Annotated in this window: 18 protein-coding genes; 6 read left to right on the forward strand and 12 right to left on the reverse strand. The window is 66.4% G+C overall.

Annotation, left to right across the window (positions count from 1 at the left end; all coding sequences use genetic code 11):
- Positions 1 to 55: 55 nt before the first annotated feature.
- Positions 56 to 835 (forward strand): PP2C family protein-serine/threonine phosphatase, encoded by a 780-nt coding sequence (locus tag QTH86_RS08525; protein WP_286645107.1) that lies wholly within the window; start codon positions 56 to 58, stop codon positions 833 to 835.
- 21 nt (positions 836 to 856) lie between these two features.
- Here the strand turns inward: QTH86_RS08525 and QTH86_RS08530 are convergent, their stop codons facing one another.
- From QTH86_RS08530 to QTH86_RS08555, 6 genes are all read right to left on the reverse strand, one after another.
- Positions 857 to 1,495, reverse strand: coding sequence for a hypothetical protein (locus QTH86_RS08530; protein ID WP_286645106.1), 639 nt, complete (start codon positions 1,493 to 1,495; stop codon positions 857 to 859).
- Positions 1,496 to 1,638: 143 nt separating this feature from the next.
- A complete protein-coding gene (zapE, locus tag QTH86_RS08535) occupies positions 1,639 to 2,736 on the reverse strand; it encodes a cell division protein ZapE (protein WP_286645105.1) in 1,098 nt (365 codons plus the stop codon).
- Between the two features lie 4 nt (positions 2,737 to 2,740).
- Positions 2,741 to 4,168: a dihydrolipoyl dehydrogenase gene (gene lpdA / locus QTH86_RS08540; protein WP_286645104.1), complete on the reverse strand. Its 1,428-nt coding sequence runs from the start codon at positions 4,166 to 4,168 to the stop codon at positions 2,741 to 2,743.
- A 4-nt stretch (positions 4,169 to 4,172) separates the two neighbouring features.
- Positions 4,173 to 4,676, reverse strand: a complete 504-nt coding sequence (locus tag QTH86_RS08545; RefSeq protein WP_286645103.1) for a hypothetical protein — start codon at positions 4,674 to 4,676, stop codon at positions 4,173 to 4,175.
- A 7-nt stretch (positions 4,677 to 4,683) separates the two neighbouring features.
- A complete protein-coding gene (gene odhB, locus QTH86_RS08550; RefSeq protein WP_286645102.1) occupies positions 4,684 to 5,952 on the reverse strand; it encodes a 2-oxoglutarate dehydrogenase complex dihydrolipoyllysine-residue succinyltransferase in 1,269 nt (422 codons plus the stop codon).
- 54 nt (positions 5,953 to 6,006) lie between these two features.
- On the reverse strand, positions 6,007 to 8,877 hold the full coding sequence (locus tag QTH86_RS08555; RefSeq protein ID WP_286645101.1) for a 2-oxoglutarate dehydrogenase E1 component: 2,871 nt from the start codon (positions 8,875 to 8,877) through the stop codon (positions 6,007 to 6,009).
- Positions 8,878 to 9,169: 292 nt separating this feature from the next.
- Between QTH86_RS08555 and QTH86_RS08560 the strand changes: the two genes are divergently transcribed.
- A complete protein-coding gene (locus QTH86_RS08560) occupies positions 9,170 to 9,946 on the forward strand; it encodes a hypothetical protein (RefSeq protein ID WP_286645100.1) in 777 nt (258 codons plus the stop codon).
- 15 nt (positions 9,947 to 9,961) lie between these two features.
- Here QTH86_RS08560 and QTH86_RS08565 read toward each other — a convergent pair whose 3' ends face one another.
- Positions 9,962 to 11,896, reverse strand: a complete 1,935-nt coding sequence (locus QTH86_RS08565) for a propionate--CoA ligase (RefSeq protein WP_286645099.1) — start codon at positions 11,894 to 11,896, stop codon at positions 9,962 to 9,964.
- A gap of 137 nt (positions 11,897 to 12,033) precedes the next feature.
- Entirely contained in the window at positions 12,034 to 12,639 is a 606-nt protein-coding gene (locus tag QTH86_RS08570) for an isochorismatase family protein (protein WP_286645098.1), read from the reverse strand.
- Between the two features lie 79 nt (positions 12,640 to 12,718).
- Here QTH86_RS08570 and QTH86_RS08575 point away from each other — a divergent pair, with 79 nt between their 5' ends.
- A complete protein-coding gene (locus QTH86_RS08575; protein WP_286645097.1) occupies positions 12,719 to 13,384 on the forward strand; it encodes an alpha/beta hydrolase in 666 nt (221 codons plus the stop codon).
- A 6-nt stretch (positions 13,385 to 13,390) separates the two neighbouring features.
- Here QTH86_RS08575 and QTH86_RS08580 read toward each other — a convergent pair whose 3' ends face one another.
- Positions 13,391 to 14,470 carry a PQQ-dependent sugar dehydrogenase gene (locus QTH86_RS08580; RefSeq protein ID WP_286646733.1) on the reverse strand — a complete coding sequence of 360 codons (1,080 nt, stop codon included), beginning with the start codon at positions 14,468 to 14,470 and terminating at the stop codon, positions 13,391 to 13,393.
- 275 nt (positions 14,471 to 14,745) lie between these two features.
- Between QTH86_RS08580 and QTH86_RS08585 the strand changes: the two genes are divergently transcribed.
- Positions 14,746 to 15,306 (forward strand): C40 family peptidase, encoded by a 561-nt coding sequence (locus QTH86_RS08585; protein ID WP_286645096.1) that lies wholly within the window; start codon positions 14,746 to 14,748, stop codon positions 15,304 to 15,306.
- A gap of 192 nt (positions 15,307 to 15,498) precedes the next feature.
- Here the strand turns inward: QTH86_RS08585 and lpdA (QTH86_RS08590) are convergent, their stop codons facing one another.
- Genes lpdA (QTH86_RS08590) through aceE form a run of 3 tightly spaced genes read right to left on the reverse strand, consistent with a single transcriptional unit; the run spans position 15,499 to position 21,769 of the window.
- Positions 15,499 to 17,319 (reverse strand): dihydrolipoyl dehydrogenase, encoded by a 1,821-nt coding sequence (gene lpdA, locus QTH86_RS08590; protein WP_286645095.1) that lies wholly within the window; start codon positions 17,317 to 17,319, stop codon positions 15,499 to 15,501.
- 13 nt (positions 17,320 to 17,332) lie between these two features.
- Positions 17,333 to 18,994: a dihydrolipoyllysine-residue acetyltransferase gene (gene aceF, locus QTH86_RS08595; RefSeq protein ID WP_286645094.1), complete on the reverse strand. Its 1,662-nt coding sequence runs from the start codon at positions 18,992 to 18,994 to the stop codon at positions 17,333 to 17,335.
- Between the two features lie 45 nt (positions 18,995 to 19,039).
- The gene (aceE, locus tag QTH86_RS08600; protein ID WP_286645093.1) at positions 19,040 to 21,769 is read right to left on the reverse strand and encodes a pyruvate dehydrogenase (acetyl-transferring), homodimeric type; all 2,730 of its coding nucleotides are present in this window, start codon (positions 21,767 to 21,769) and stop codon (positions 19,040 to 19,042) included.
- A gap of 205 nt (positions 21,770 to 21,974) precedes the next feature.
- Between aceE and QTH86_RS08605 the strand changes: the two genes are divergently transcribed.
- Complete coding sequence (locus QTH86_RS08605) at positions 21,975 to 24,515, forward strand: PAS domain S-box protein (RefSeq protein WP_286645092.1); 2,541 nt, start codon at positions 21,975 to 21,977, stop codon at positions 24,513 to 24,515.
- Positions 24,512 to 25,147 (forward strand): response regulator transcription factor, encoded by a 636-nt coding sequence (locus QTH86_RS08610; RefSeq protein ID WP_286645091.1) that lies wholly within the window; start codon positions 24,512 to 24,514, stop codon positions 25,145 to 25,147. Before QTH86_RS08605 ends, QTH86_RS08610 begins: the two co-directional genes overlap by 4 nt.
- Positions 25,148 to 25,170: the final 23 nt, after the last annotated feature.

Below are 25,170 nucleotides of genomic sequence, written 5' to 3' on the forward strand. Positions count from 1 at the left end.
CGCGACACGATTGTTCTGCGATGCATCTCAACCGCGCCCCTGGCGCATCCGCGCCATGACACGAGGTTTCCGACTTTCCGCCGCCACCGGCCTGCACAAGGGCGACCGCGCCTACCAGCAGGACCAGGTCGCGGTGATCAGCCATCCCCGCACGGTGGGCTGCGTGCTCGGCATCGTCGCCGACGGGATGGGGGGCCGCAGCGGCGGCCGCAAGGCGTCCGACCAGGTGCTGATGACCGCCAACCAGCTCTTTGCCCGCTACCGCCCGGACCGCGATGACGCCGGCGCGTTGCTGCGGCAGGTGCTCGAGGATGCCCATACGGTGATCAAGCTGACTGCCGTGTCGAGCGAACAGGAGCCGCACAGCACCATCGCCGCCTTCCTGGTGAATCCGAATGGCGCCTGCGCCTGGATCCACGCCGGAGATTCTCGCATCTATCTTTTCCGCAAGGACCAGATGCTCGAACGCACCCGCGACCACTCGTACGTGCAGGTGCTGATCGACCGCGGCGAGATCACCGAGCACGAGGCGAACATCCATCCGCAGGGCAACATCCTGCTCGGCTGCCTGGGCATGACGAGCACACCGCCACCGGTTGACCTGCATTTCATCCCGCAGCTCGAGCCGGGCGACGTGCTGATGGCCTGCAGCGATGGCCTGTGGCACTACTTCAGCCCGCAGGAAATGGGGGGCGTCCTGGCCACGCAGCCGCCGCGGATGGCCGTGCAGATTCTGGTGGACGAAGCACGTCGCCGTGCGCGGGGCACCGGCGACAACCTCTCGCTGGCTGTGCTGAAGGTCGAGCCGCTACCGAAGGACGAGGACAGAGCCTGACGGGACCTCGTCAGGGGTTCCTCAAGGGGGAGTGGGCAGCGGTGCCGACCGCGGCTTGGTGCGCTCGGCGTTTTGCCGCTCGCGATCGGCGCGGTGTTTCGCGGCCTGTTCCTGCTTGCGCTCGAAGCGCGCCCGCTCGGTCGGTGCATCGGCCTGCAGGCGCGCGGCCTTGGCCTGCTGCTCGGCATGGTTGCGCTGCTTGTCCTCCAGGGCACGACGGTTGCTCTCCGCCTTCGCAGCAGCCTCGGCACGGCTCTCGGCATGGTCGGCCGCGCGCTGCTCGCGCCCCTGCTGGGACTGGCGCGCTTTCTCTTGCGCGGCCGGATCGTCCTGCGCGCGCGGCGGTGCCTTGTCCAGGCGCTCCAGTTGCGCGGCGGCCCGGCGCTTGCGTTCGATGTCGTTCAGGTCGGCTTCCTGGCGCTTGATGCTGTCTTCCGCCGTGCGCCGCTTGCGGCGGCTCTCCTGCAGACAGTCCTCGACCGCAAAACGCTGGTAACAGGCAGTCTGCTCGGTCTTGGCGCGCGCGTCGATCTCTGCCCGCTCCCTGGTCAGGCGCGCGCGCTCCGCGTCCGGATCGACGTTGCCAGCCACCGCATTGGTCTGCGCCCACGCCGATGCGCCGCCGGCAAGCAGCGCGAGGCAAAGAAGAAGTTGCTTCATATCAGTTATCCGTTGCACAACGCGCCACCCGCACGAAACCGGCACGGCCGAGGCCAGGGCACCCGCGGAACTGGCTTTGCCAGGCCGCCGGGTGCGCCCCCTCGAGGGGGAGGCGCCGCAGGCGCTCCGGGGGTGGGTTCATCTCACGTCAGACGCGTGTCGACCGTTCTTCGTTCCAACGCCAGGAACTCGGCCGACTGCATTTCGGTCAGGCGGGACACCGTGCGCGGGAACTCGTGGGCCAGCGGGCCCTCGGTGTACAACGCCTCCGGCGGCACCGCCGCCGACACGATGAGCTTGACCCGGCGGTCGTAGAACACGTCGACCAGCCAGGTGAATCGACGCGCTTCCGACGCGCGCGCCACCGTCATCTGCGGCACGTCCGACAGCAGCACCGTATGGAACTGGGTCGCGATTTCAAGGTAGTCGTTCTGCGAACGCGGGCCGCCGCAGAGCGTCTTGAAGTCGAACCAGACCAGCCCGCCCGCTTTGCGACGGGCCAGAATCTCGCGTGCCTCGATGTGCAGCACCGGGTCTTCGTCGGCGCTCTCGGCGAGCTTGTCGAAGGCCACGGTCATCTCCCGGTCGGCTTCGGGCCCGTTGGGCGTGAGGTAGAGCCGCACCTGTTCAAGCGTGCGGCGCCGGTAGTCGGTGCCGTTGTCGACGCTCAGGACTTCGAGCTTCTCGTTCAGCAGCGCGATGGCCGGCAGGATGCGGTCGCGGTGCAGGCCGTCCGGGTAGAGGTCGTCCGGCTTGAAATTGGAGGTGGTGACGAAGCCCACGCCGTTCTCGAACAGCGCGACCAGCAGCCGGTGCAGGATCATCGCGTCGGTGATGTCGGCGACGTGGAATTCGTCGAAGCAGATCAGCTTGTAGCGCTTGGAGATGCGCTTGCCGAGTTCGTCCAGCGGATTGACGATGCCCTGCAGCTCCGCCAGTTCGCGGTGCACTTCGCGCATGAACTCGTGGAAATGCAGGCGCGTCTTGCGCTTGATCGGCACGGCATTGAAGAAGCAGTCCATCAGGAAGCTCTTGCCGCGGCCGACACCGCCGTACATGTAGACGCCACGCGGCACGTCCGGGCGGTTGATGAGCTTCTTCAGCGCATTGGACCGCTGCGCCTTGTAGGCCGCCCACTCGTTGGCGCAACGATCCAGCGCGGCCACCGCGCGCAGTTGCGCGGGGTCGCTCTGGAAGCCACGCGAGGCGAGTTCGGCCTCGTACGCTTGTTGGACGCTCAAAGGATCAGAAGTTGAGCGTGCGCTTGTCGATGGCGAGCGCGGCTTCCTTCGTCGCTTCGGACAGCGACGGGTGCGCATGGCAGATGCGGGCGATGTCTTCGGCGCTGGCCTTGAACTCCATCGCCACGACGGCTTCGGAGATCAGCTCGCTGACCTGCGGGCCCACCATGTGCACGCCCAGGATCTCGTCGGTCGTCGCATCGGCCAGGAACTTGACCATGCCGGTCGTGTCGCCCAGCGCGCGTGCGCGGCCGTTCGCCAGGAACGGGAAGGTACCGGCCTTGTAGGCGCGGCCGCTGGCCTTGAGCTGCTGCTCGGTCTGGCCGACCCATGCGATCTCCGGCGAGGTGTAGATCACCCACGGGATCGTGTTGAAGTTGACGTGGCCATGCTGGCCGGCGATGCGCTCGGCCACGGCAACGCCTTCTTCTTCGGCCTTGTGCGCCAGCATCGGGCCGCGCACCACGTCGCCGATCGCCCAGACGTTGGGCAGGTTGGTCTTGCAGTTGTCGTCCACCGTGATGGCACCACGCTCGTCAAGCGCCAGGCCCACGGCTTCGGCGTTCAGGCCGATGGTGTTGGGCACACGGCCGATCGACACGATCAGCTTGTCGACGTCGAGCGACACGGCCTCGCCCTTGGCGTTGGTGTAGGCGACATTGACACCCTTCTTGCCGGTCTTGACCTCGCCGACCTTCACGCCCAGCTCGATCTTCAGGCCCTGCTTGTCGAAGGCCTTCTTGGCTTCCTTGGCGATCTGTTCGTCGACCGCCCCCAGGAACGTGGGCAGGCCTTCGAGCACGGTGACTTCGGCACCGAGGCGGCGCCAGACCGAGCCCATTTCCAGGCCGATCACACCGGAGCCGATCAGCGCCAGCTTCTTGGGCACCGCGCCGACGCGCAACGCGCCGTCGTTCGAGAGGATGTTCTCCTCGTCGAAGGGCGCACCCGGCAGTGCGCGGGCGTTGGAGCCCGTGGCCACGATGATGTGCTTGCCGACGATCGACTCCTCGGCAGCGCCCGCCACCTTGAGTTCGTAGCCGCCCTCTGCCGCCTTCACGAACGAGGCGCGACCGTGGAAGAACGTGATCTTGTTCTTCTTGAACAGGTACGCGACACCGTCGTTGTTCTGCTTCACGACCTGGTCCTTGCGGGCCAGCATCTTGCCGACGTCGAGCTCCAGGCCCTTCACGTTGATGCCGTGCTCGGCGAAGTGCTTGCCCGCGTGCTCGTAGTGCTCGGACGACTGCAGCAACGCCTTCGACGGAATGCATCCGATGTTGGTGCAGGTGCCCCCGAGCGCAGGGCCGCCCTTGTCGTTCTTCCACTCGTCCACGCAGGCGGTGTTGAAGCCGAGTTGTGCGGCGCGGATGGCGGCGATGTAGCCACCGGGGCCACCACCGATGACGATGACGTCGAATTGCTTGCTCATGATTTCAATCCAGTTTCTTGAGTTCGAACGCCCCCGCGTGGAGGACGATTCCAAATACACCTGTCTGTGCGATCAGCGTCTCGCGCTTTGGCCCTTCGGGCCCCAACGCGACCGTGGTACCGGGCTGCGTGAGGCAGAAGAAAAGATGTCCGCCGTCGAGGCACTCGATGCTGCCCGCCGCATGAAGCGCGCTCCAGCCGAGGCCCTCATAGTCACGCTCGACGAAACGCCGCAGCAACCGGCCTTGCTCGGAGCCAGTGGCTTCGCGCAGGGTCCAGCGCGACAGTTCCGCCCAGTCGCGCTCTACCAGTTTTGCAGGATCCGCATCGGCTGCCTTGGCGACGACCAGCGTCTGCGAAGCTGCACCGGACCGCTCGGCCGTGGCGCCGCCCTTCACCCATTCGAGACGGTAGACGCCGCTCCACGGGTCGCTGGTCGGTGCAGCGGCCCCGGCGCCCAGAGGCGCCAGACCCATCACGCAAGACAACCAGACGGCCGAGCGGCGCATCGCGTTCTCAGATGTCGAACAGCAGGCGCGACGGGTCTTCCAGCGCTTCCTTCATGGCGACCAGGCCCAGCACGGCTTCGCGGCCGTCGATGATGCGGTGGTCGTACGACATCGCCAGGTAGTTCATCGGGCGGATGACGATCTGGCCGTTCTCGACCACGGCGCGGTCCTTGGTCGCGTGCACGCCCAGGATGGCCGACTGCGGCGGGTTGATGATGGGCGTCGACAGCATCGAGCCGAAGGTGCCGCCGTTGGAGATGGAGAAGGTGCCGCCGGTCATGTCTTCGATGCCCAGCTTCCCGTCTTGCGCCTTCTTGCCGAATTCGGCGATCTTCTTTTCGATCTCGGCGAAGCTCATCTGGTCGGCATTGCGCAGGATGGGCACCACCAGGCCGCGCGGCGAACCGACGGCGATGCCGATGTCGAAGTAGCCGTGGTAGACGATGTCGTTGCCGTCGACCGAGGCGTTGATGACCGGGAACTTTTTCAGCGCATGCACCGCGGCCTTCACGAAGAAGCTCATGAAGCCGATCTTCACGCCGTGTTCCTTGGTGAACTGGTCCTGGAACTTCTTGCGCATCTCCATGACCGGGGCCATGTTGACTTCGTTGAAGGTGGTCAGGATGGCGTTGGTCGACTGCGATTGCAGCAGGCGCTCGGCGATGCGGGCGCGCAGGCGGCTCATCGGCACGCGCTGCTCGGGGCGCTCGCCCAGGTCCTTCGGGCTCGACGGTGCAGCGACCTGCTGCAGCGCGGGCTTGGCGGCCGGCGCCGGCGCGGCGGCCGGGGCCTTGGCGGTGGTGCCCGACGCCACGGCGCCAAGCACGTCGCCCTTGGTCACGCGGCCGTCCTTGCCGGAGCCGGCCACGTCGCCGGTCGACAGGTTGTTGTCCGCCAGCAGCTTGGCGGCAGCGGGCATTGCCACGTCGGACTTGGAACCGCCGGTGGCGGCCGCTGCGGCCTGAGCGGGTGCAGGTGCGGCGGCAGCGGGTGCTGCAGCCGGTGCGGCCGCAGGCGCTGCGGCGCCGGCCTTGCCTTCGGTGTCGATCTTGGCGATGACCTGCCCGGCCGTCACGGTAGCACCGTCACCTTGCACGATCTCGGCCAGCACGCCGGCCGACGGCGCCGGCACTTCGAGCACGACCTTGTCGGTCTCGATCTCGATCAGGATCTCATCGACGGCGACGGCTTCGCCGGCTTTCTTCTTCCAGGTGAGCATGGTGGCTTCGGCCACCGATTCCGACAACTCAGGGACTTTGACTTCAACGATAGACATTTTGGAGAGTGCTCCGACTTTTACTTATAGGTGGGATGGATGGTAGGAGCCGGCTCACTTCGTGAGGACGAAACCCTTGAGCTTGCCGAACGCGCCGTCGACCAGCGCCTTCTGCTGCTCCTGGTGCAGATGCGAATAGCCGACCGCCGGCGATGCCGAGGCGGCGCGACCGGAGTAGCCCAGCTTCTGGCCTTCGGCCATGTTCTCGTGGATGTAGTGCTGCACGAAGAACCAGGCGCCCTGGTTCTGCGGTTCGTCCTGGCACCACACCACGTCGACCAGGTTCGGGTACTTCTTCAGCTCGGTGGAGAAGGCCTTGTGCGGGAACGGATAGAGCTGCTCGACGCGGATGATGGCCACGTCGTCGCTGCCCCTCTCTTCGCGCTTCTTGGCCAGGTCATAGTAGACCTTGCCCGAGCAGGCGATCACGCGCTTGACCTTGTCGGCCTTGAGGTCCTTCGCGTCGGGGATGACGGTCTGGAACGAACCCTTGGTGAACTCGGACAGCGGCGAGGTCGCGTCCTTGTTGCGCAGCAGCGACTTGGGCGTGAGGATGACCAGCGGCTTGCGCAGGTTGCGCACCATCTGCCGACGCAGGATGTGGAAGATCTGGCTGGCCGTGGTCGGCTGCACCACCTGCATGTTGGTGTCGGCGCTCAGCTGCATGAAGCGCTCCAGGCGCGCCGAGCTGTGCTCGGGGCCCTGGCCTTCGTAGCCATGCGGCAGCATCATCGTCAGGCCGTTGACGCGGCCCCACTTGACTTCGCCCGACGCGATGAACTGGTCGATCACGACCTGCGCACCGTTGACGAAGTCGCCGAACTGCGCTTCCCAGATCACGAGCGTGTTCGGGTCGTTCGAAGCGTAGCCGTATTCGAAGGCCAGCACGGCCTCTTCGGACAGGATCGAGTCGATCACGACGAACGGGGCCTGGTTCTCGGCCACGTTCTGCAGCGGCACATAGGTGCCTTCATCGAACTTCTCGCGGTTCTGGTCGTGCAGCACCGCATGGCGGTGCGTGAAGGTGCCGCGGCCCGAGTCTTCACCCGAGAGGCGCACCGGATAGCCGCTGGCCACCAGCGAGGCGAAGGCCATGTGTTCGCCCATGCCCCAGTCGACATTGACGTCGCCGCGGCCCATGGCGGCGCGGTCGTCCAGCACCTTCTTGACCAGCGGATGCACGGTGAAGCCGGCCGGCACCATGGTGATCTTCTCGGCCAGACGCTTCCACTCGGCCGTGGGGATGGCCGTGTCGCCGGCATCGGTCCACTTCTTGTTGAGGAAGGGGCTCCAGTCGACGGCGTACTTGCTCTTGAAGTTGGTGAGCACCGGGTCGGACGTGTTCTTGCCGGCGTCGAAGGCGGCGCGTTGCGCCTTGACCATGTCGTCGCCCAGCGTCGCGCCCAGGCCCTGCGCGGCCAGCTTGTCGGCGTACAGCTTGCGCGTGCCCGGGTGCTGGGCGATCTTCTTGTACATCAGCGGCTGGGTGAGCGACGGCGTGTCCTGCTCGTTGTGGCCCAGCTTGCGGAAACAGATGATGTCGACGACCACGTCCTTCTGGAACTCCATGCGGAAGTCCAGCGCGAGCTGGGTGGCCAGCACCACGGCTTCAGGGTCGTCGCCGTTCACGTGCAGCACGGGTGCTTCGATCATCTTGACGATGTCCGAGCAGTACAGCGTCGAGCGGCTGTCGCGCGGATCGCTGGTGGTGAAGCCGATCTGGTTGTTGATGACGATGTGCACCGTGCCGCCGGTGGAATAGCCACGCGTCTCGGCCAGCGCCAGCGTTTCCATCACGACGCCCTGCCCGGCGAAGGCGGCGTCGCCGTGCACGATGATCGGCAGCACCTGCTTGCCGAGCGGGTCGCCGCGACGGTCCATGCGGGCACGCACCGACCCCTCGACCACCGGGTTCACGATCTCGAGGTGGGACGGGTTGAACGCGAGGCTCAGGTGCACCGGGCCACCGCGCGTGCTCACGTCGGAGCTGAAGCCCTGGTGGTACTTCACGTCGCCGCTGGGCAGGTCTTCGGGAGCGGTATGGTCGAACTCGGCGAACAGGTCGGCCGGCATCTTGCCGAGCGAATTGACCAGCACGTTGAGGCGGCCGCGGTGGGCCATGCCAATCACGATCTCCTGCACGCCCTTGGCGCCAGCCTCGTTGATCAACTCGTCCATCGAGACGATGAAGCTCTCGCCACCTTCGAGCGAAAAGCGCTTCTGGCCGACGTACTTGGTGTGCAGGAAGCGTTCCAGGCCTTCGGCAGCCGTCAGGCGTTCGAGCACATGCTTCTTCTGGTCGGCATTGAGCTGCGGGTTGGTGCGGGTCGTCTCGAGCTTCTGCTGCCACCAGCGCTTGTGGTTCTGGTCGGTCGTGTACATGTACTCGACACCGATGGTGCCGCAGTACGTTTCGCGCAAGGCGTTGAGCAGGTCGCGCAGGGACATCGTGTCCTTGCCGAAGAAGGTGTTGCTCGTGTTGAACACCGTTTCGAGGTCCGCGTCGCGCAGACCATAGAACGAAGGTTCGAGTTCGGGGATCGCCGGGCGCTCGGTGCGCTTGAGCGGATCGAGGTCGGCCCAGCGCGCGCCGACGTTGCGGTAGGCGGCGATCAGTTGCTGGACGGCCGTGCGCTGGCGGCCGAGTTCGGAGTCGGCCCCGCTGGCCTGCACCACCTTGGTCGTGCCCTGCTTCGCGCGCTCGGCGAAGGCATTGATGACCGGCAGGTGCGCCACGTCGCGGGCATTGCTGCCGTCGGCGGCCGGCACATGCTGCAGCGCATCGAAGTACGAGCGCCAGTTGTCGGGCACGCTGCCGGGGTTTTCGAGGTAGTTCTCGTACATCTCTTCGACATAGGGCGCGTTGCCGCCGAAGAGGTAGGTGTTGCCTTGGTAGGCTTGATAGACGGGCGAGGAATCGCTCATGTTCCGCTGACTTTCGCTTCCCTGAAGGAAGCATTAGCTGGTTTAAGAAACCTTCCGCGACACGGCTGGACCGGTTGGCGGATGCGACTGTGGCTAGGGAAGGGCCTGAGTACGCGTGCATTGTGCCACGTGCATCAGAGGCTGCTGGAGCGGCATGGAGATTTGCACTAATGCCTGTTTGGCGACTGAAGTTGCGCCAGATGGTCTGCGATACACCGACGATGAATCAATAAGTACTAATATTTGAACCCCGTGCGCATGCCGGGACGTCACCGGTCAGGGAGGACTACACATGAACATGCTCGTCATCGGGGTCAGCCAGGCGCTGGTGTTCTGCCATACCTTGGCCTTCGCTTTCGCCGTCGTGACCGTGGCGCGGGAAGACCTGGCGCTGCTCTCGGCCGACTACGTCGACGCCGCCCGGATCCAATCCACAGGCCGCCAACTCGTGATCCTCCTGGGATTGCTCTGGTTGACCGGCGGCGCGCTCATCTTGCTGGATGTCGGCAGCAACCTCGCCGCCCTCGCTGGCCGGCCCAAACTCCTTGCCAAACTAAGCGTCGTCTCACTGTTGACGATCAACGGGCTGCTGCTGCACCACTTCGCGTTCCCGATGCTCACCCGCCCAGTGCAGGATTTCCGCCGCGCGGCGCTCGTCTGTGTCACGCTTGGCTCGATCAGTACGGTGACCTGGGTCTACGCCGCATTCGTGGGCGTAGCCCGGATCATCGCTCCGACCATGAGCTACGGTGCGTTCATGGCGCTCTACGCCCTGGTGCTCGCTTCCGGCCTCGCCTTCGGGCTCGCCGTCTTGCTACCCCGGATCGAGCAACTGCTCGCGCGGCACGCGCAGCAGGATTCCGCGGACGGCGTCGAAGCCGCGCTGCGCCTCACGATGGGCCCGGCGAGCTATTTCATGCTCGACGACATCACACAGGTGGCCCGCAGAACCAGCACGGCGACCGAATACGCCACCGCGCTGGCTTCGCGCTTCCCACCCTCGATGCAGGACCAGCGCGCCACTTTCATGCGGCGGGTGCGGCAGTTCATGTCGCAGACGGAGCGCTGAGGCAAGTCCGCCGGCTCAGGCGCCGACCAGACGCTGGATCTGCTGCAAGCAAGCGGGATCATCGATGGTCGTCAGATCGCCCGGGTCGCGCTGCTCGCACACCGCCTGGATGGCACGCCGCAGCAATTTTCCGCTCCGGGTCTTGGGCAGTGCCGTCACGAAGCGCACGCGCGCAGGACGCGCCAACGCGCCCAACTGGTCGGCCACCCGCTTCATGATTTCACCTTCCAGTTTCAACGCGGCGTCGCCGTCGGTAACTGCGTTGCCGGCTCTGGGCACCACGAACGCCATTGCTACCTGCCCTTTGAGTTGATCGGCCACGCCAACCACGGCGACTTCGGCCACGTTATCGTGGCCCGAAATGCTCTCCTCGATTTCGCGCGTGCCGAGCCGGTGGCCCGCCACGTTGATGACATCGTCGGTCCGGCCAAGGATGTAGAAATAGCCGTCGGCGTCGCGGATGCCCCAGTCGAAGGTCGAGTAGACCGTGCGGTCGGGGATGCTCTTCCAGTAGGTATTGACGAAGCGCGCGTCGTCGCGCCAGATCGTCTGCATGAAGCCCGGCGGCGTCGGGCCTTCGACCACCACCACGCCCTTCTCGCCGGGCGTGGTCAGTTCCTCGCCGGTGGACTCGTGGACGATCTTCACGCGCCAGCCGTACATCGGCACACCCGGGCTGCCGAACTTGCTGGGCTTCTTCTCCACGCCGTTGGCGATGGTGATGATCGGCCAGCCCGACTCGGTCTGCCAGTAGTTGTCGATGATGGGCACGCCCAGCCCGTCGCTGATCCAGCGGGCCGTCGGCTCGTCCAGCGGCTCGCCGGCCAGGAACAGCGCCCGCAGACTCGACAGGTCGTATTTCTTGAGCAGCGCCGGATCCTGCTTCTTGAGCACGCGCACCGCCGTGGGCGCGCTGAACATGACGGTCACCTGGTACTTCTCGACCAGTTGCCACCAGATGCCGCCGTCGGGCTGGCCGTCCAGGCCCTGCGTCGGCAGGCCTTCGTACATGATCGTCGCCATGCCGGCGATCAGCGGCCCGTAGACGATGTAGCTGTGGCCCACCACCCAGCCGATGTCGCTGGTCGAGAAATAGGTCTCGCCGGCGCGGCCGTCGAAGATGTGCTTCATGCTCGCGGCGAGTGCGACCGCGTAGCCGCCCGTGTCACGCTGCACGCCCTTGGGCTTGCCGGTGGTGCCGCTGGTGTAGATGGTGTAGCTGATCTCGGTGGATTCGAGCCAGGTGCAGGGCACCACCGCCTCGGCGTGCTGCGCGGCGAGGTCGCGCAGGAGATGGTCCCGGCCCGCGACGAGGTCCATCGGCGCCAGTCCGCGATCGGCCAGCAGCACCGCGGCCGGCTTGTGCCTGGACAGCCGGATCGCCTCGTCGAGCAAGGGCTTGTACGCGATCACCTTGCCCGCGCGCGAGCCGGCGTCGGCGCTGAACACCACCGTCGGCTCGGCGTCCTCGATGCGCGAGGCGAGCGAGCCGCTCGCGAAGCCGCCAAACACCACGCAATGCACCGCACCGATGCGGGCGCAGGCCAGCATCGCGAAGGCGGCCTCCGCGATCATCGGCATGTAGATCAGCACGCGGTCGCTGCGCTTCACGCCCAGCGCCAGCAGGCACGCCGCGGTGCGCTGCACCTCGGCGTGCAGTTCACGGAAGCTGTAGCTGCGCTCGCTGCCGGTCTCGGTCGACACGCAGATCAGCGCCGGCTGGTCGCCGCGCGATGCGAGATGCCGGTCGACGGCGTTGTGGCAGAGGTTGGTGGTGCCGCCGACGAACCAGCGCGCGAAGGGGGGATGGCTCGCGTCCAGGATCTGCTGCGGCGGCGTTGCCCAGTCGATGAACCCGGCCTGCTCGGCCCAGAAGGCTTCGCTGTCGTCAATGGAACGGCGATAGAAGTCGCCGTAGGAAGCGCCAGGGGCGGCGGATGGGTGGGTCATGAAACTTGTCTCCGGCATCGTCCCGCTCGGATGCGGGATCTGAATTCATGATTGGTGCCCGCGCTTGCAGGACGCTGACACCGATGCCACCCCGACGCGGGCGATCGCCCCGCGATGCGGCGCGGCCTTGATCTGCGTCAACGAATCAGCGACTGGTACTCACGAAAGGCCGGATGCTCCGCCGTGCGCAGCCATTCGAAGCCGACCATCTCGGTGGTCACCAATTCAGCGCCGGCACCGGCCAGGCGGTCGAAGGCGGCGTCGCGGTTGCGCTCGGTGCGCGAGCTGCAGGCGTCGGTCACGACCCAGACCTCGAACTCGTCTTCCAGCAGGTCGAGCGCGGTCTGCAACAGGCAGACATGCGCTTCACAGCCAGCCACCACGATCGTGTTGCGCTCGTCCTGCCCGCCGGTGCTCGGCTTCTGCAGGTGCTTGGGCAGGCTGCGCGCATTGCCTTGCGGCGCCTTGGCCGGTGGCCGCAACCATTCGCCAAGCCCCTCCTCCACGCCGCTGAAATGCATCTTGGCAAGCGAACGCTGGCACAGTGCACGAATCTCCGGCACGTTCTCGCCCAGCTTGGACGGGTTCTGTTCGGTGCCCCATGCCGGGACGTCGAGCATCTTCGCGATCTGGCCGAGACGCACGGCGTTGGCCAGCACAGCCTCGCCTTCGAAGATGGCAGGCATGAGGCGAGGCTGGTAGTCGATCAGGACCAATTGGGACACGGAGACGTCGAGCAGCATGAGGAATTCCTTCGAGAAAACGTCGGGGCACACAGCCGCCCGGCGCGATGCGGAATTAGACCGTATCGCGTGGCCGCCCTTGCTGCGGGCCGTCATGCTCGGCCTGCTGGCCTTCGGGGCCGCAGGCTGCGCCTCCTGGCGCTCTGCCGATGCCCCGATGTACACGCAGACCGACGCCAGCCGCTGCACCCTGCACGCCGACACGCTGCTGGTGCTGCTGCCGGGCGTCTACTCGCACCCCGACGAGTTCGTGCGCGAGGGCTTCGTTCAGGCCGTGCACGACGCACGCCTGGCTGTCGACCTAGTGCGCGTCGATGCGCACCTGAACTACTACGAGCGCAAGACCTTCGTCGCGCGCCTGAACCAGGATGTGATCGGGCCGGCCCAGGCGCGCGGCTATCGCGCGATCTGGATCGCAGGCATCTCGCTCGGCGGCTTGGGCGGGCTGATCTACGCGAAGGAGCATCCCTCGGATGTCGCCGGCCTCGTGGCGCTGGCGCCGTATCTCGGCGAAGCGGCGATCTGGCCCTGGCTGGACGGCTACGCCGATGCAGCGCCCGGACATCCGCCGCTGTATTTGGGCTACGGCAAGGCCGACCGCTTCGCGACCAGCAACGGCTTGCTGGCGGCAAAGCTGCCCCCATCGCGGGTCTTCACCGCCGACGGCGGCCACGACTGGGCACCCTGGCTGCGGCTCTGGAAGGCCATGCTGCCGACCCTGCCGCTGCCCCGCTGCCCCACCTGAGCAAAGTCACTGCGGCCGCAACCGCAGCAGCTTGCCGTCCGACTCGTCCGTCAGCACATAGAGCAGGCCGTCCGGTCCCTGGCGCACGTCGCGAATGCGGGCGCGGCCGTCTTCGAGCAGCTTGTGCTCGGCGACGACCTTGCCGTCCTTGAGCACGATGCGGTCCAGATACCCGAACTTCAACGAGCCGACGAAGAGGTTGCCCTTCCAGGCCGGGCCATAACGGTCGCTGGTCAGGAACGCCATGCCCGACGGCGCGATCGACGGCGCCCAGTAGTGCAGCGGCTGCTCCATGCCGTCCTTGGCCGTGAGGCCGTCGCCGATCTTCCCGCCGCCGTAGTTCTCGCCATAGGTGATGACCGGCCAGCCGTAGTTCCTGCCCGGCTGAGGCACGTTGATCTCGTCGCCCCCCTGGGCGCCGTGCTCGTGCATCCAGACACGGCCGTCGAGGCCGAGCGTCGCGCCCTGGCCGTTGCGGTGGCCGTAGCTCCAGATTTCCGGCAGCGCGCCGGCCCGGCCCACGAAGGGGTTGTCGGCCGGCACGGCACCGTCCTTCTGGATGCGCACGACCTTGCCCAGGTGGTTGTCGAGCTTCTGCGCGTCTTCCTTGCGGCTGAAGCGGTCCCCCAGCGTGATGAACAGCGTGCCGTCACGCGCCTCGACGATGCGGCAGCCGAAATGCGCCCGGCTGGCCACCTTGGGCCGCTGGCTGAAGATCACCCGAACGTTCTCGAGGCGTGTGGCGTCGCCTGACAAGGTGGCCCGCAGCACCGCGGTGCTGTTGCCCGAGCCCCCGGCCTCGGGCTCCGAGAAGCAGACATAGACGGTGCGGTTGCTGGCGAAGGCGCTGTCGGTCACCACATCCAGCAAACCGCCCTGCCCGCCCGCCGCGATCGGCGGCAGACCGGACACAGGCCCACCGATGCGCCCATCGGGGCCGACGACACGGAGCCGCCCGGCCCGCTCGGTCACCAGAAAGCGCTGATCCGGCACGAACGCGACGGCCCAGGGGTTCTCCAACCCCGTCGCCACGCGTTCGACGGAAGCCTGCGCCATCGCAGCGCCCCCGCTGGCCAGGCACCCCATCGTCAAACCCAGGCCGAGAAGCCGCTTTAATTTCACATTCATTTCTACTTCCAATGGCCGATTTGACAATTGCGCGGTCAGAACGCGCAAATATGGTCACAAGTAGTAAACCTTTGCGCTACACAGCTGTCACAAAATATTTCATCACCTTTGCAACTTTACATGTCACATCATTGAAAAAAGTGAAAACATGAGTTGCGACAAGTGTTTGCAGGCAGAATCGAGAATTCGCTTCAAATTGACACTCGTGGCTGTCATCCCTATCCTACGAACCCATGCGTTTTCCCCTGATCCTTGCCTCCCTTCTCGTCGCCGGTGCCGCGCATGCCGCCCCCGTCGCGGACCGTTCGGAAGAGATAGACCGGGTGCTGGTGGACAAGGGTTTGATCGGCCAGTTGCAGCAAGTTCGCCAAAGCGTGGTCGAACGGACGTCCGATCTGGTGGTGACCGCCATCGGTTTCCTGGGCGTTCCCTACCGTCGCGGTGGCAACACGGCTGAAAGCGGCTTCGACTGCAGCGGCTTTGTCCGCGCCATGTACAACCAGACGGTCGGCCACCTCCTGCCGCGCCGCGCCGAAGAACAGGCCGCGGCCACCGAGAAAATCGACCGCAGCGACCTCAAGCCGGGCGACCTGGTGTTCTTCAACACGATGCGCCGGGCATTCAGCCATGTCGGCATCTACGTGGGCGAAGGCAAGTTCATCCACTCGCCGCGCACCGGCGCTCAGGTGCGCGTGGAAGACATGAACGGCAGCTACTGGAAGCGTCGCTTCGACGGCGCCCGCCGCGTGCTGTCCACCGACGACGACGAAGCGTCGCGCGCCGCGGTCAAATAATCGAAGCTGTCGCACCCAAGAAAAAACCCGCCGACGGCGGGTTTTTTCTTGGGGTCGGCGTGCCGGACTCAGAACGTGTGAAGGAACCGTCGCGAGCGCCTCGAGCTTGCGGCGAGGACCGGAGCCGCACTCGCGTGCGGTAAGGACCGCAGAGGCGAGATCGGGGCGCGCAGCAGGTTCATTCGCACATTCTCAACGCTTGACCGGCGGCAGGTCGGTGCAACTGCCGTGCGCCGCCTCGGCCGCCAGGCCGATGCTCTCGCCCAGCGTCGGATGCGGGTGGATCGTCTTGCCGATGTCGATGGCGTCCGCACCCATCTCGATGGCCAGCGCGATCTCGCCGATCATGTCGCCCGCGTGCGTGCCGACGATGCCGCCGCCCACGATGCGATGGCTCTCGGCGTCGAACAGCAGCTTGGTGAAGCCTTCGTCCCGCCCGTTGGCGATGGCGCGGCCCGAGGCGTTCCATGGGAACATGCCCTTGGTGATCTTCACGCCCGTGGCCTTGGCCTGGTCTTCGGTCAAGCCGACCCACGCCACTTCCGGGTCGGTGTAGGCCACGCTCGGGATCACGCGGGCATTGAAGGCCGAGCTCAGCAGTTCCTTGTCGCCCTTCTGCTCGCCGGCGATGACTTCGGCGGCCACATGCGCCTCGTGCACCGCCTTGTGCTCCAGCATCGGCTGGCCGACGATGTCGCCCACCGCGAAGATGTGCGGCACGTTGGTGCGCATCTGGATGTCGACCGGGATGAAGCCGCGGTCGGTCACCGTCACGCCGGCCTTCTCGGCCGCGATCTTCTTGCCGTTCGGCGTGCGGCCGACGGCCTGCAGCACCAGGTCGTACAGCTGGGGCTCCTTCGGGGCGGCTTCGCCTTCGAAGGTGACGCGGATGCCTTCCTTCGTCGCTTCGGCGCCGACCGTCTTGGTCTTGAGCATGATGTTGTCGAAGCGCGGCGCGTTCATCTTCTGCCAGACCTTGACCAGGTCGCGGTCGGCCCCCTGCATCAGGCCGTCGAGCATCTCGACCACGTCGAGGCGCGCGCCGAGCGAGGAATACACCGAGCCCATTTCCAGGCCGATGATGCCGCCGCCCAGGATGAGCATGCGCTTGGGTTCGACGCCCAGTTCCAGTGCGCCGGTCGAGTCGACCACGCGCGGATCGTCCTTGGGCATGAAGGGCAGGTGCACCGCCTGCGAACCGGCGGCGATCACGCAGTGGCGGAACTTGATGGTTTGCGCCTTGCCCGTGGTGTCGCGGCCGTCGCCCGAGGTTTCCTGCACCTTGACGTGGTACGGGTCGACGAATTCGCCGACGCCGCGCACCGTCGTCACCTTGCGCATCTTGGCCATCGCGGACAGGCCACCGGTGAGCTTGCTCACCACCTTGTTCTTGCGCGCCAGCAGCTTGCTGCGGTCGATGCTCGGCTCGCCGAAGGTCACGCCCATGTCGGCGAAGTGCTTGACCTCGTCCATCACGGCCGCGACGTGCAGCAGCGCCTTCGACGGGATGCAGCCCACGTTGAGGCAGACGCCGCCCAGCGTGGCATAGCGTTCGACCAGCACGACCTTCAGGCCGAGGTCGGCCGCGCGGAAGGCGGCGGAATAGCCGCCGGGACCGGCACCGAGCACGAGCAGGTCGCACTCGACGTCGACGGAACCGCTGTAGCTCGATGCGACGGGTGCCGGTGCCGGTGCGGCCGCAGCCGGGGCCGCCTTGGCCGCCGGTGCCGCAGCGGGCGCCGGCGCGGACGCGGGCGCAGATGCAGCAGCCCCTTCAGTCACATCCAGCGTCAGCACCACCGAGCCTTGCTTGACCTTGTCGCCGACCTTCACGGCCACGGCCTTCACCGTGCCGGCAGCCGACGACGGGATCTCCATCGACGCCTTGTCCGACTCCACGGTGATCAGCGACTGCTCGGCCTTCACCGTGTCACCCACCTTCACCAGCACCTCGATCACCGCGACTTCGTCGAAATCGCCGATGTCCGGAACCTTGATCTGTTGTTCACTCATCTCGGGTTCCTTTTCAGAGCAGCACGCGGCGGAAGTCGGCCAGCACCTGGCCCAGGTACGCGTTGAAGCGCGCCGCCGACGCACCGTCGATCACGCGGTGGTCGTACGACAGCGACAGCGGCAGCGTGAGTTGCGGCACGAACTGCTTGCCGTCCCACACCGGCTTCATCGCACTCTTCGACAGGCCGAGGATCGCGACTTCGGGCGCGTTGATGATGGGCGTGAAGTGCGTGCCGCCGATGCCGCCGAGCGAGCTGATCGAGAAGCAGCCGCCCTGCATGTCGGCCCCGCCGAGCTTGCCGTCGCGCGCCTTCTTGGCGAGTTCGCCCATCTCCTGGCTGATCTGCAGGATGCCTTTCTTGTCGGCGTCCTTGAGCACCGGCACCACCAGCCCGTTGGGCGTGTCCGCCGCGAAGCCGATGTTGTAGTACTGCTTGTAGACCAGCGTGTCGCCGTCGAGGCTGGCGTTGAACTCGGGGAATTTCTTCAGCGCCGCGACCACCGCCTTGATGACGAAGGCCAGCATCGTCACCTTGACGCCCGACTTCTCGTTCTCCTTGTTGGTCGCCACGCGGAAGGCTTCCAGCGCCGTGATGTCGGCCTCGTCGTTGTTGGTGACGTGCGGGATCATCACCCAGTTGCGGTGCAGGTTCGCGCCACTGAGCTTCTTGATGCGCGACAGCTCCTTGCGCTCGACCGTGCCGAACTTTGCGAAGTCGACCTTCGGCCAGGGGATCAGGCCCAGCGCCGCGCCATCGCCGCCGCCACCGGCCGGCGCCTTGGCACCCGCGGCCTTGGTGCTGGCGGCGCCGCTCATCACGGCCTTGGTGAAGGCCTGGACGTCTTCCTGCGTGATGCGGCCCTTGAGGCCGGAACCCTTGACCTCTTCCAGTGGCACGCCGAGTTCGCGCGCGAACTTGCGCACCGACGGCGACGCGTGCGGCAGGCTGCCGCTCGGCGGGGTCGTGGTGTCGTGCGCGGCCGGTGCAGCGGCGGGGGCCGGTGCCGGTGCGCTGGCCGTGGCCACCGTGGGCGCTGCAGCGGCAGGCACCGAAGCGGGCTCCGGAGCAGTTGCGGGGGCCGGTGCCGCACCCGCCGCGCCTTCGAGCACCGCGATCAGGTCACCGATGTTCACGACATCGCCGACCTTGACCTTCATTTCCTTGAGCGTACCGGCGGCCGACGACGGGATCTCCATCGACGCCTTGTCCGATTCCACGGTGATCAGCGACTGCTCGGCCTTGATCGCGTCGCCCGGCTTCACCAGCACCTCGATGACGGACACGTCCTTGAAATCGCCGATGTCCGGCACCTTCACCTCGACCGGGCCGGCCGGCGCGGCGGCCGGTGCGGCCGCCACGGGCGCCGGGGCGGGCGCGGCCTGGGGCGCAGGCGCGGCAGCGGCAGGCGCGGCGGCCGGTGGCGCTGCAGTGGCGCCTTCGGCCTCCACCACAATCACGACCGAACCCTCTTTCACCTTGTCGCCCACCGCGACCTTGAGTTCCTTCACCACGCCGGCGGTCGACGACGGGATCTCCATCGACGCCTTGTCCGACTCCACGGTGATCAGCGACTGCTCGGCCTTCACCGTGTCGCCCACCTTCACCAGCACCTCGATCACCGCGACTTCGTCGAAATCGCCGATGTCCGGCACCTTCACTTCCACTGCTGCCATATCTCTGTCTCCCGCCCGTCGGGCGCATCGGTTGTTCGGGGTGGGTTACGCGTAGAGCGGGTTGACCTTGTCGGCGTCGATACCGTACTTCTTGATGGCTTCGGCGACCTTCGAGGCCGGCAGCGTGCCATCCTCGGCCAGCGCCTTGAGCGTGGCCACCACGATGAAGTGGCGGTTGATCTCGAAGTGCTCGCGCAGCTTGCTGCGGAAGTCGCTGCGACCGAAGCCGTCGGTGCCCAGCACCTTGTAGGTCCGGCCCTTCGGGATGAACGGGCGGATCTGCTCGGCGTAGGCCTTCATGTAGTCGGTCGAGGCCACCACCGGGCCGGTGCTGGCCGACAGCTGCTGCGCCACGAAGGACACGCGCGGCGTCTCGGTCGGGTGCAGCAGGTTCCAGCGGTCGGCGTCCTGGCCGTCGCGCGTGAGTTCGTTGAAGCTCGGGCAGCTCCAGACGCTCGCGCTGACGCCCCACTCCTTCTCGAGCAGCTCCTGCGCGGCGATGCTCTCGCGCAGGATCGTGCCGCTGCCGAGCAGTTGCACGGTCGGCGCGTCCTTGGCGCCCTTGGCCGGCTTGACCACCGGACCCTGCTTGCACAGGTACATGCCCTTGAGGATCTGCTCTTCGGTGCCGGGCTGCAGGCCGGGCATCGGGTAGTTCTCGTTGAGCAGCGTGAGGTAGTAGTAGACGTTGTCCTGCTTTTCCACCATGCGCTTCAGGCCATGGTGCAGGATCACGCCCACTTCATGCGCGAAGGTCGGGTCGTAGCTCACGCAGTTCGGGATGGTGTTGGCCAGGATGTGGCTGTGGCCGTCTTCGTGCTGCAAGCCTTCACCGTTGAGCGTGGTGCGCCCCGACGTGCCACCCAGCAGGAAGCCGCGTGCCTGCATGTCGCCGGCGGCCCAGGCCAGGTCGCCGATGCGCTGGAAGCCGAACATCGAGTAGTACACGTAGAACGGCACCATGATGCGGTTGTTCGTGCTGTACGACGTGGCCGCCGCGATCCAGCTGGACATGCCGCCGGCCTCGTTGATGCCTTCCTGCAGGATCTGGCCGGCCTTGTCTTCCTTGTAGTACATGACCTGGTCCTTGTCGACCGGCGTGTACTGCTGCCCTGCGGGGTTGTAGATGCCGATCTGGCGGAACAGCCCTTCCATGCCGAAGGTGCGCGCTTCGTCGACCAGGATCGGCACGACGCGCGGGCCCAGCGCCTGGTCGCGCAGCAGCTGCGTGAGGAAACGCACATAGGCCTGCGTGGTCGAGATCTCGCGGCCCTCGGCCGTCGGCTCGAGCACGGCCTTGAAGGTCTCCAGTGCCGGCACGGTGAAGCTCTCGTCGGCCTTCACGCGGCGGTGCGGCAGGTAGCCGCCCAGCGCCTTGCGGCGTTCGTGCAGGTACTTCATCTCCGGCGTGTCGTCGGCCGGCTTGTAGAACGGGATGTCGGCAAGCTGGCTGTCCGGGATCGGGATGTTGAAGCGGTCGCGGAAGGCCTTGATGTCTTCGTCGCCCAGCTTCTTGGTCTGGTGGACGTTGTTCTTGCCTTCGCCGATCTTGCCCATGCCGAAGCCCTTGACGGTCTTCACGAGCAGCACGGTGGGCTGGCCCTGGTGGTTCTGCGCCGCATGGAAGGCGGCGTACACCTTCTGCGAATCATGACCGCCGCGCTGCAGGTTCCAGATCTCGTCGTCGCTCAGGTGCTCGACCATCTTGAGCGTGCGCGGATCGCGGCCGAAGAAGTTCTTGCGGACGTAGGCGCCGTCGTTGGCCTTGAACGACTGGTAATCGCCGTCGTTGCACTCCATCATGATCTTGCGCAGCGCGCCGTCCTTGTCGGCGGCGAGCAGGGCGTCCCAGCCCTTGCCCCAGATCAGCTTGATCACGTTCCAGTTGGCGCCGCGGAACTCGCCCTCGAGCTCCTGGATGATCTTGCCGTTGCCGCGCACCGGCCCGTCGAGGCGCTGCAGGTTGCAGTTGATCACGAAGATCAGGTTGTCGAGCTTCTCGCGCGCGGCCAAGCCGATGGCACCGAGCGACTCGACCTCGTCCATTTCGCCGTCGCCGCAGAACACCCACACCTTGCGGTTCTCGGTGTTCGCGATGCCGCGGGCGTGCAGGTACTTGAGGAAGCGCGCCTGGTAGATCGCCATCAGCGGGCCGAGGCCCATCGACACCGTGGGGAACTGCCAGAACTCGGGCATCAGCTTCGGGTGCGGGTAGCTCGACAGGCCCTTGCCGTCGACTTCCTGGCGGAAGTGGAGCAGTTGGTCTTCGCTCAAGCGGCCTTCGAGGTAGGCACGCGCGTAGATGCCGGGCGACACGTGGCCCTGGATGTACAGGCAGTCGCCGCCGTGGCCTTCGCTCTCGGCGTGCCAGAAATGGTTGAAGCCGGCGCCGAACATGCTGGCCAGCGACGCGAAGGAGCCGATGTGGCCGCCCAGGTCGCCGCCGTCGGCCGGGTGCAGGCGGTTGGCCTTGACCACCATGGCCATCGCGTTCCAGCGCATGTAGGCGCGCAGGCGCTGTTCGATCTCGAGGTTGCCGGGGCTGCGCGCTTCGAGTTCGGGCTCGAGCGTGTTCACGTAGCCGGTGTTCGCCGAGAACGGCAGGTCGACGCTGTTCTGGCGCGCGTGCTCGAGCAGCTGTTCGAGAAGAAAGTGCGCCCGTTCGGGGCCCTCGCTCTGGATGACGGCGGACAGCGCGTCCATCCATTCGCGGGTTTCCTGCGCATCCGCGTCGTTCGCGGCCGAGCCGAAATGGTTCTCGGGATTTGCCGACATGCTTGTCTCCTTGAGGGCGTGGCTGTGGATTTGACTGGGCGGAAATGTCGCACAGAACAGGTCAAATTTCAAATGGTGTCTGACGTTTTCTTAATGTGAAAACGTCGATCGATAGATTCTTCAGGGACACGGAGCCATCGCAGTCTGAACCGTTTTGGAGACCGCTTCGCGTCAGGCCAACTAGGGGTTCCCCTACACTCGGCCGATGCCCTTCTTCAGCCCGCTTGCTGCCGCCCGCAGCGCCGTGAAAGCCTCGCCGCTGGCGTGGTGGCGTCGCTGGTGGCGCCGCCAGACGCCGGTGCTGCAGGACTCGGTGGCCATGCTGGTGCCGCTGGCCGCCGTCATCCTCTTCCTGGCGGCGATCGTGTGCGCCTTCTGGTACCTGCGGGCCGAAGAGATCGAGCGCGAGCAGGAGTCCGTCAAGCGCGACGTCGAATACGCGCAGCAGCGGCTGCGGCTGCGGCTGCTCGAGCGGCAGGAGCAACTCATGCGCCTGGCCCGCGACGCCTCCAACCGCGAGATCGACGCCGCGGAATTCGGCAGCCGCGCCGAGTCCCTGGTGAGCCAGTACCCCGAGCTGCAGGCGATCAGCTGGATCGACGACCGCCGGCGCTTCAAGGCCAACTACGCCGCGCCCAGCGTGCACCCCGCGCAGCAGCATGTGCTGGACGACGTGCTGCGCCCGGGCGACATCGAGAGCAACTACGCGCTTGCCCGTGAATTGCGCCAGCCGGTCTTCTCGCAGCCGGTGACGGGCGGCGACCCGGTCGCGATGCTGCAGCTGCACATCCCCCTCTTCGACCAGGGGCTGTTCGCGGGCGTAGTGCTGGGTGAATTCTCGATCGACAGCCTCCTGCGCTACGGCGTGCCACCGGAGGTCAGCGCGCGCTACGCCGTCGCCCTGTTGGATGCGAAGGGCGGCGTGCTGGCCGGCAACACCGTCAACCCCCGGGCCGACGGCACCCGGCTGCTGCCCTGGGTCGAGCACACGAACGAGTACGAGGTGCCGGTGTCGCCGATCGGCAATGCCGTGATCCTGCGCGCACAGGCCTACCGCACCTCGCCCGGGCTGGTGGGCAACGGCCTGTTCTGGCTGGTCGGCGCGCTGAGCGTCTTGACCGCCTGGATGCTGATCGGCACCTGGCGCCACACCCGCCGCCGCCTGCAGGCGCAGCAGGCGCTGATCGCCGAGACCAACTTCCGGCGCGCGATGGAAAACTCGATGCTCACCGGCATGCGGGTGCTCGACCTGGACGGACGCATCACCTACGTGAACGCCGCCTTCTGCGCCATGACCGGCTGGAGCGAATCCGAACTCGTGGGGCAGAAGCCGCCCTTCCCGTACTGGCTCGAATCCGACCGGGAGGTGATGAACGAGCGGCTCGAAGAGGAACTGCATGGCCGTGCGCTGCCCGGCGGCTTCCAGGTGCGGGTCAAGCGCAAGAACACCAGCGTCTTCAACGCCCGGCTGTATGTGTCGCCGTTGATCGATGCGCGCGGCCACCAGACCGGCTGGATGACCTCGATGACCGACATCACCGAGCCCACGCGCATCCGCGAGCAGCTGTCGGCGTCGTACGAGCGCTTCACGACCGTGCTGGAGGCGCTCGACGCCGCGGTGTCGGTGGCGCCCATCGGCAGCGAGGAGCTGCTGTTCGCCAACAAGCTGTACCGGCTGTGGTTCGGCTCCGACACGGTCGGCCACCTGGCCATGGTGGCGCAGGCCGGCGTGCCGGCCTCGGCCGCACACGACGATGCGCTCGACGACGTCGACCCCTTCGCCGGCCTGCCGATCGACACGCTCACCACGGCGCAACCGGCCAACAACGAGATCTTCGTGCCCGAGCTGGGCAAGTGGCTGGAGGTGCGTTCGCGCTACCTCACCTGGGTCGACGGTCGGCTGGCCCAGCTGGTGATCGCCACCGACATCACGCCGCGCCGCGACGCCGAAGAACAGGCCGCCGCGCAGGCCGACCGGGCGCAGGCCGCGAGCCGGCTGATCACGATGGGCGAGATGGCCTCGAGCGTCGCGCACGAGCTCAACCAGCCGCTCACCGCCATCAGCAACTACTGCAACGGCATGATGTCCCGCATCAAGGGCCAGCAGATCGACTCCGACGCCCTGCTCGCCGCCCTGGAGAAGACTGCCAAGCAGGCGCAGCGGGCCGGCCAGATCATCCAGCGCATCCGCTCCTTCGTGAAGCGCAGCGAGCCGAACCGCACCCCGGCCGACGTGGCGACCATGGTCGGCGAGGCGGTCGAGCTGGCCGGCATCGAACTGCGCCGACGCAACGTGCGCCTGAACCACTACGTGGCGGCACGGCTGCCCATCGTGCTGGTCGACCCCATCCTCATCGAGCAGGTGCTGGTGAACCTGCTGAAGAACGCGGCCGAATCGATCGACCTGGCCGAACGCCCGCTGGCGCGGCGCAGCGTGGAGTTGCGCGTGCTGCCCAAGGTCATCGAAAGCCAGAACGCCATCGAGTTTTCCGTGCAGGACACCGGCATGGGCCTGGCACCGGAAGTGATGGACCGCCTCTACGAAGCCTTCTTCTCCACCAAGGCCGAAGGCATGGGCATCGGGCTGAACCTCTGCCGCACCATCGTGGAGTCGCACCGTGGCCGCATGCAGGCCGAGAACATCTACAATGGTTCGGATGTGGTCGGATGCCGTTTTTCCTTCTGGATTCCGGTGCTGGACGCTAGCAGTTCCGTAGCAAACGACGAGGCAAAGGTACCCGCATGAGCTTGATTCCAAAGAAGGGCACGGTCTATGTCGTCGACGATGACGAGGCCGTGCGCGACTCCCTGCAGTGGCTGCTCGAAGGCAAGGACTACCGGGTCCGCTGCTTCGATTCCGCCGAATCCTTTCTCTCCCGCTACGACCCCCGCGAGGTCGCCTGCCTGATCGTCGACATCCGCATGGGCGGCATGTCGGGCATCGAGCTGCAGGACCGGCTGATCGAGCGCCGCTCGCCGCTGCCGATCGTGGTCATCACCGGCCACGGCGACGTGCCGATGGCGGTCGACTCGATGAAGAAGGGTGCGATGGATTTCATCCAGAAGCCGTTCAACGAGGACGAGCTCGTCACCCTGGTCGAGCGCATGCTCGAGCACGCGCGTGGCGCCTTCGCGCAGCACCAGCAGTCGGCCAGCCGCGACGCGCTGCTGTCCAAGCTCACCGGCCGCGAGGCGCAGGTGCTCGAGCGCATCGTCGCCGGCCGGCTCAACAAGCAGATCGCCGACGACCTGGGCATCAGCATCAAGACGGTCGAGGCGCACCGCGCCAACATCATGGAAAAGCTCAACGCCAACACCGTGGCCGATCTGCTGAAGATCGCGCTCGGCCAGGCCCAGCCGACGGCGAAGGCCTCCTGAATCGCTATCGGCCAGATAGCCAG

Source organism: Variovorax sp. J2L1-78, from assembly GCF_030317205.1.
Lineage (GTDB): Bacteria > Pseudomonadota > Gammaproteobacteria > Burkholderiales > Burkholderiaceae_C > Variovorax > Variovorax arabinosiphilus.

What these genes read in the sequence shown, in the direction of transcription:
- QTH86_RS08605 (WP_286645092.1), top strand. Translation starts at nt 21,975, where the DNA reads ATGCCCTTCTTCAGCCCGCTTGCTGCCGCCCGCAGCGCCGTGAAAGCC.
- QTH86_RS08565 (WP_286645099.1), bottom strand. Translation starts at nt 11,896, where the DNA reads ATGACCCACCCATCCGCCGCCCCTGGCGCTTCCTACGGCGACTTCTAT.
- QTH86_RS08525 (WP_286645107.1), top strand. Translation starts at nt 56, where the DNA reads ATGACACGAGGTTTCCGACTTTCCGCCGCCACCGGCCTGCACAAGGGC.
- QTH86_RS08570 (WP_286645098.1), bottom strand. Translation starts at nt 12,639, where the DNA reads ATGCTGCTCGACGTCTCCGTGTCCCAATTGGTCCTGATCGACTACCAG.
- QTH86_RS08545 (WP_286645103.1), bottom strand. Translation starts at nt 4,676, where the DNA reads ATGCGCCGCTCGGCCGTCTGGTTGTCTTGCGTGATGGGTCTGGCGCCT.
- QTH86_RS08585 (WP_286645096.1), top strand. Translation starts at nt 14,746, where the DNA reads ATGCGTTTTCCCCTGATCCTTGCCTCCCTTCTCGTCGCCGGTGCCGCG.
- odhB (WP_286645102.1), bottom strand. Translation starts at nt 5,952, where the DNA reads ATGTCTATCGTTGAAGTCAAAGTCCCTGAGTTGTCGGAATCGGTGGCC.
- QTH86_RS08560 (WP_286645100.1), top strand. Translation starts at nt 9,170, where the DNA reads ATGAACATGCTCGTCATCGGGGTCAGCCAGGCGCTGGTGTTCTGCCAT.
- lpdA (WP_286645104.1), bottom strand. Translation starts at nt 4,168, where the DNA reads ATGAGCAAGCAATTCGACGTCATCGTCATCGGTGGTGGCCCCGGTGGC.
- QTH86_RS08555 (WP_286645101.1), bottom strand. Translation starts at nt 8,877, where the DNA reads ATGAGCGATTCCTCGCCCGTCTATCAAGCCTACCAAGGCAACACCTAC.
- QTH86_RS08530 (WP_286645106.1), bottom strand. Translation starts at nt 1,495, where the DNA reads ATGAAGCAACTTCTTCTTTGCCTCGCGCTGCTTGCCGGCGGCGCATCG.
- QTH86_RS08580 (WP_286646733.1), bottom strand. Translation starts at nt 14,470, where the DNA reads ATGGGGTGCCTGGCCAGCGGGGGCGCTGCGATGGCGCAGGCTTCCGTC.
- QTH86_RS08610 (WP_286645091.1), top strand. Translation starts at nt 24,512, where the DNA reads ATGAGCTTGATTCCAAAGAAGGGCACGGTCTATGTCGTCGACGATGAC.
- aceF (WP_286645094.1), bottom strand. Translation starts at nt 18,994, where the DNA reads ATGGCAGCAGTGGAAGTGAAGGTGCCGGACATCGGCGATTTCGACGAA.
- lpdA (WP_286645095.1), bottom strand. Translation starts at nt 17,319, where the DNA reads ATGAGTGAACAACAGATCAAGGTTCCGGACATCGGCGATTTCGACGAA.
- aceE (WP_286645093.1), bottom strand. Translation starts at nt 21,769, where the DNA reads ATGTCGGCAAATCCCGAGAACCATTTCGGCTCGGCCGCGAACGACGCG.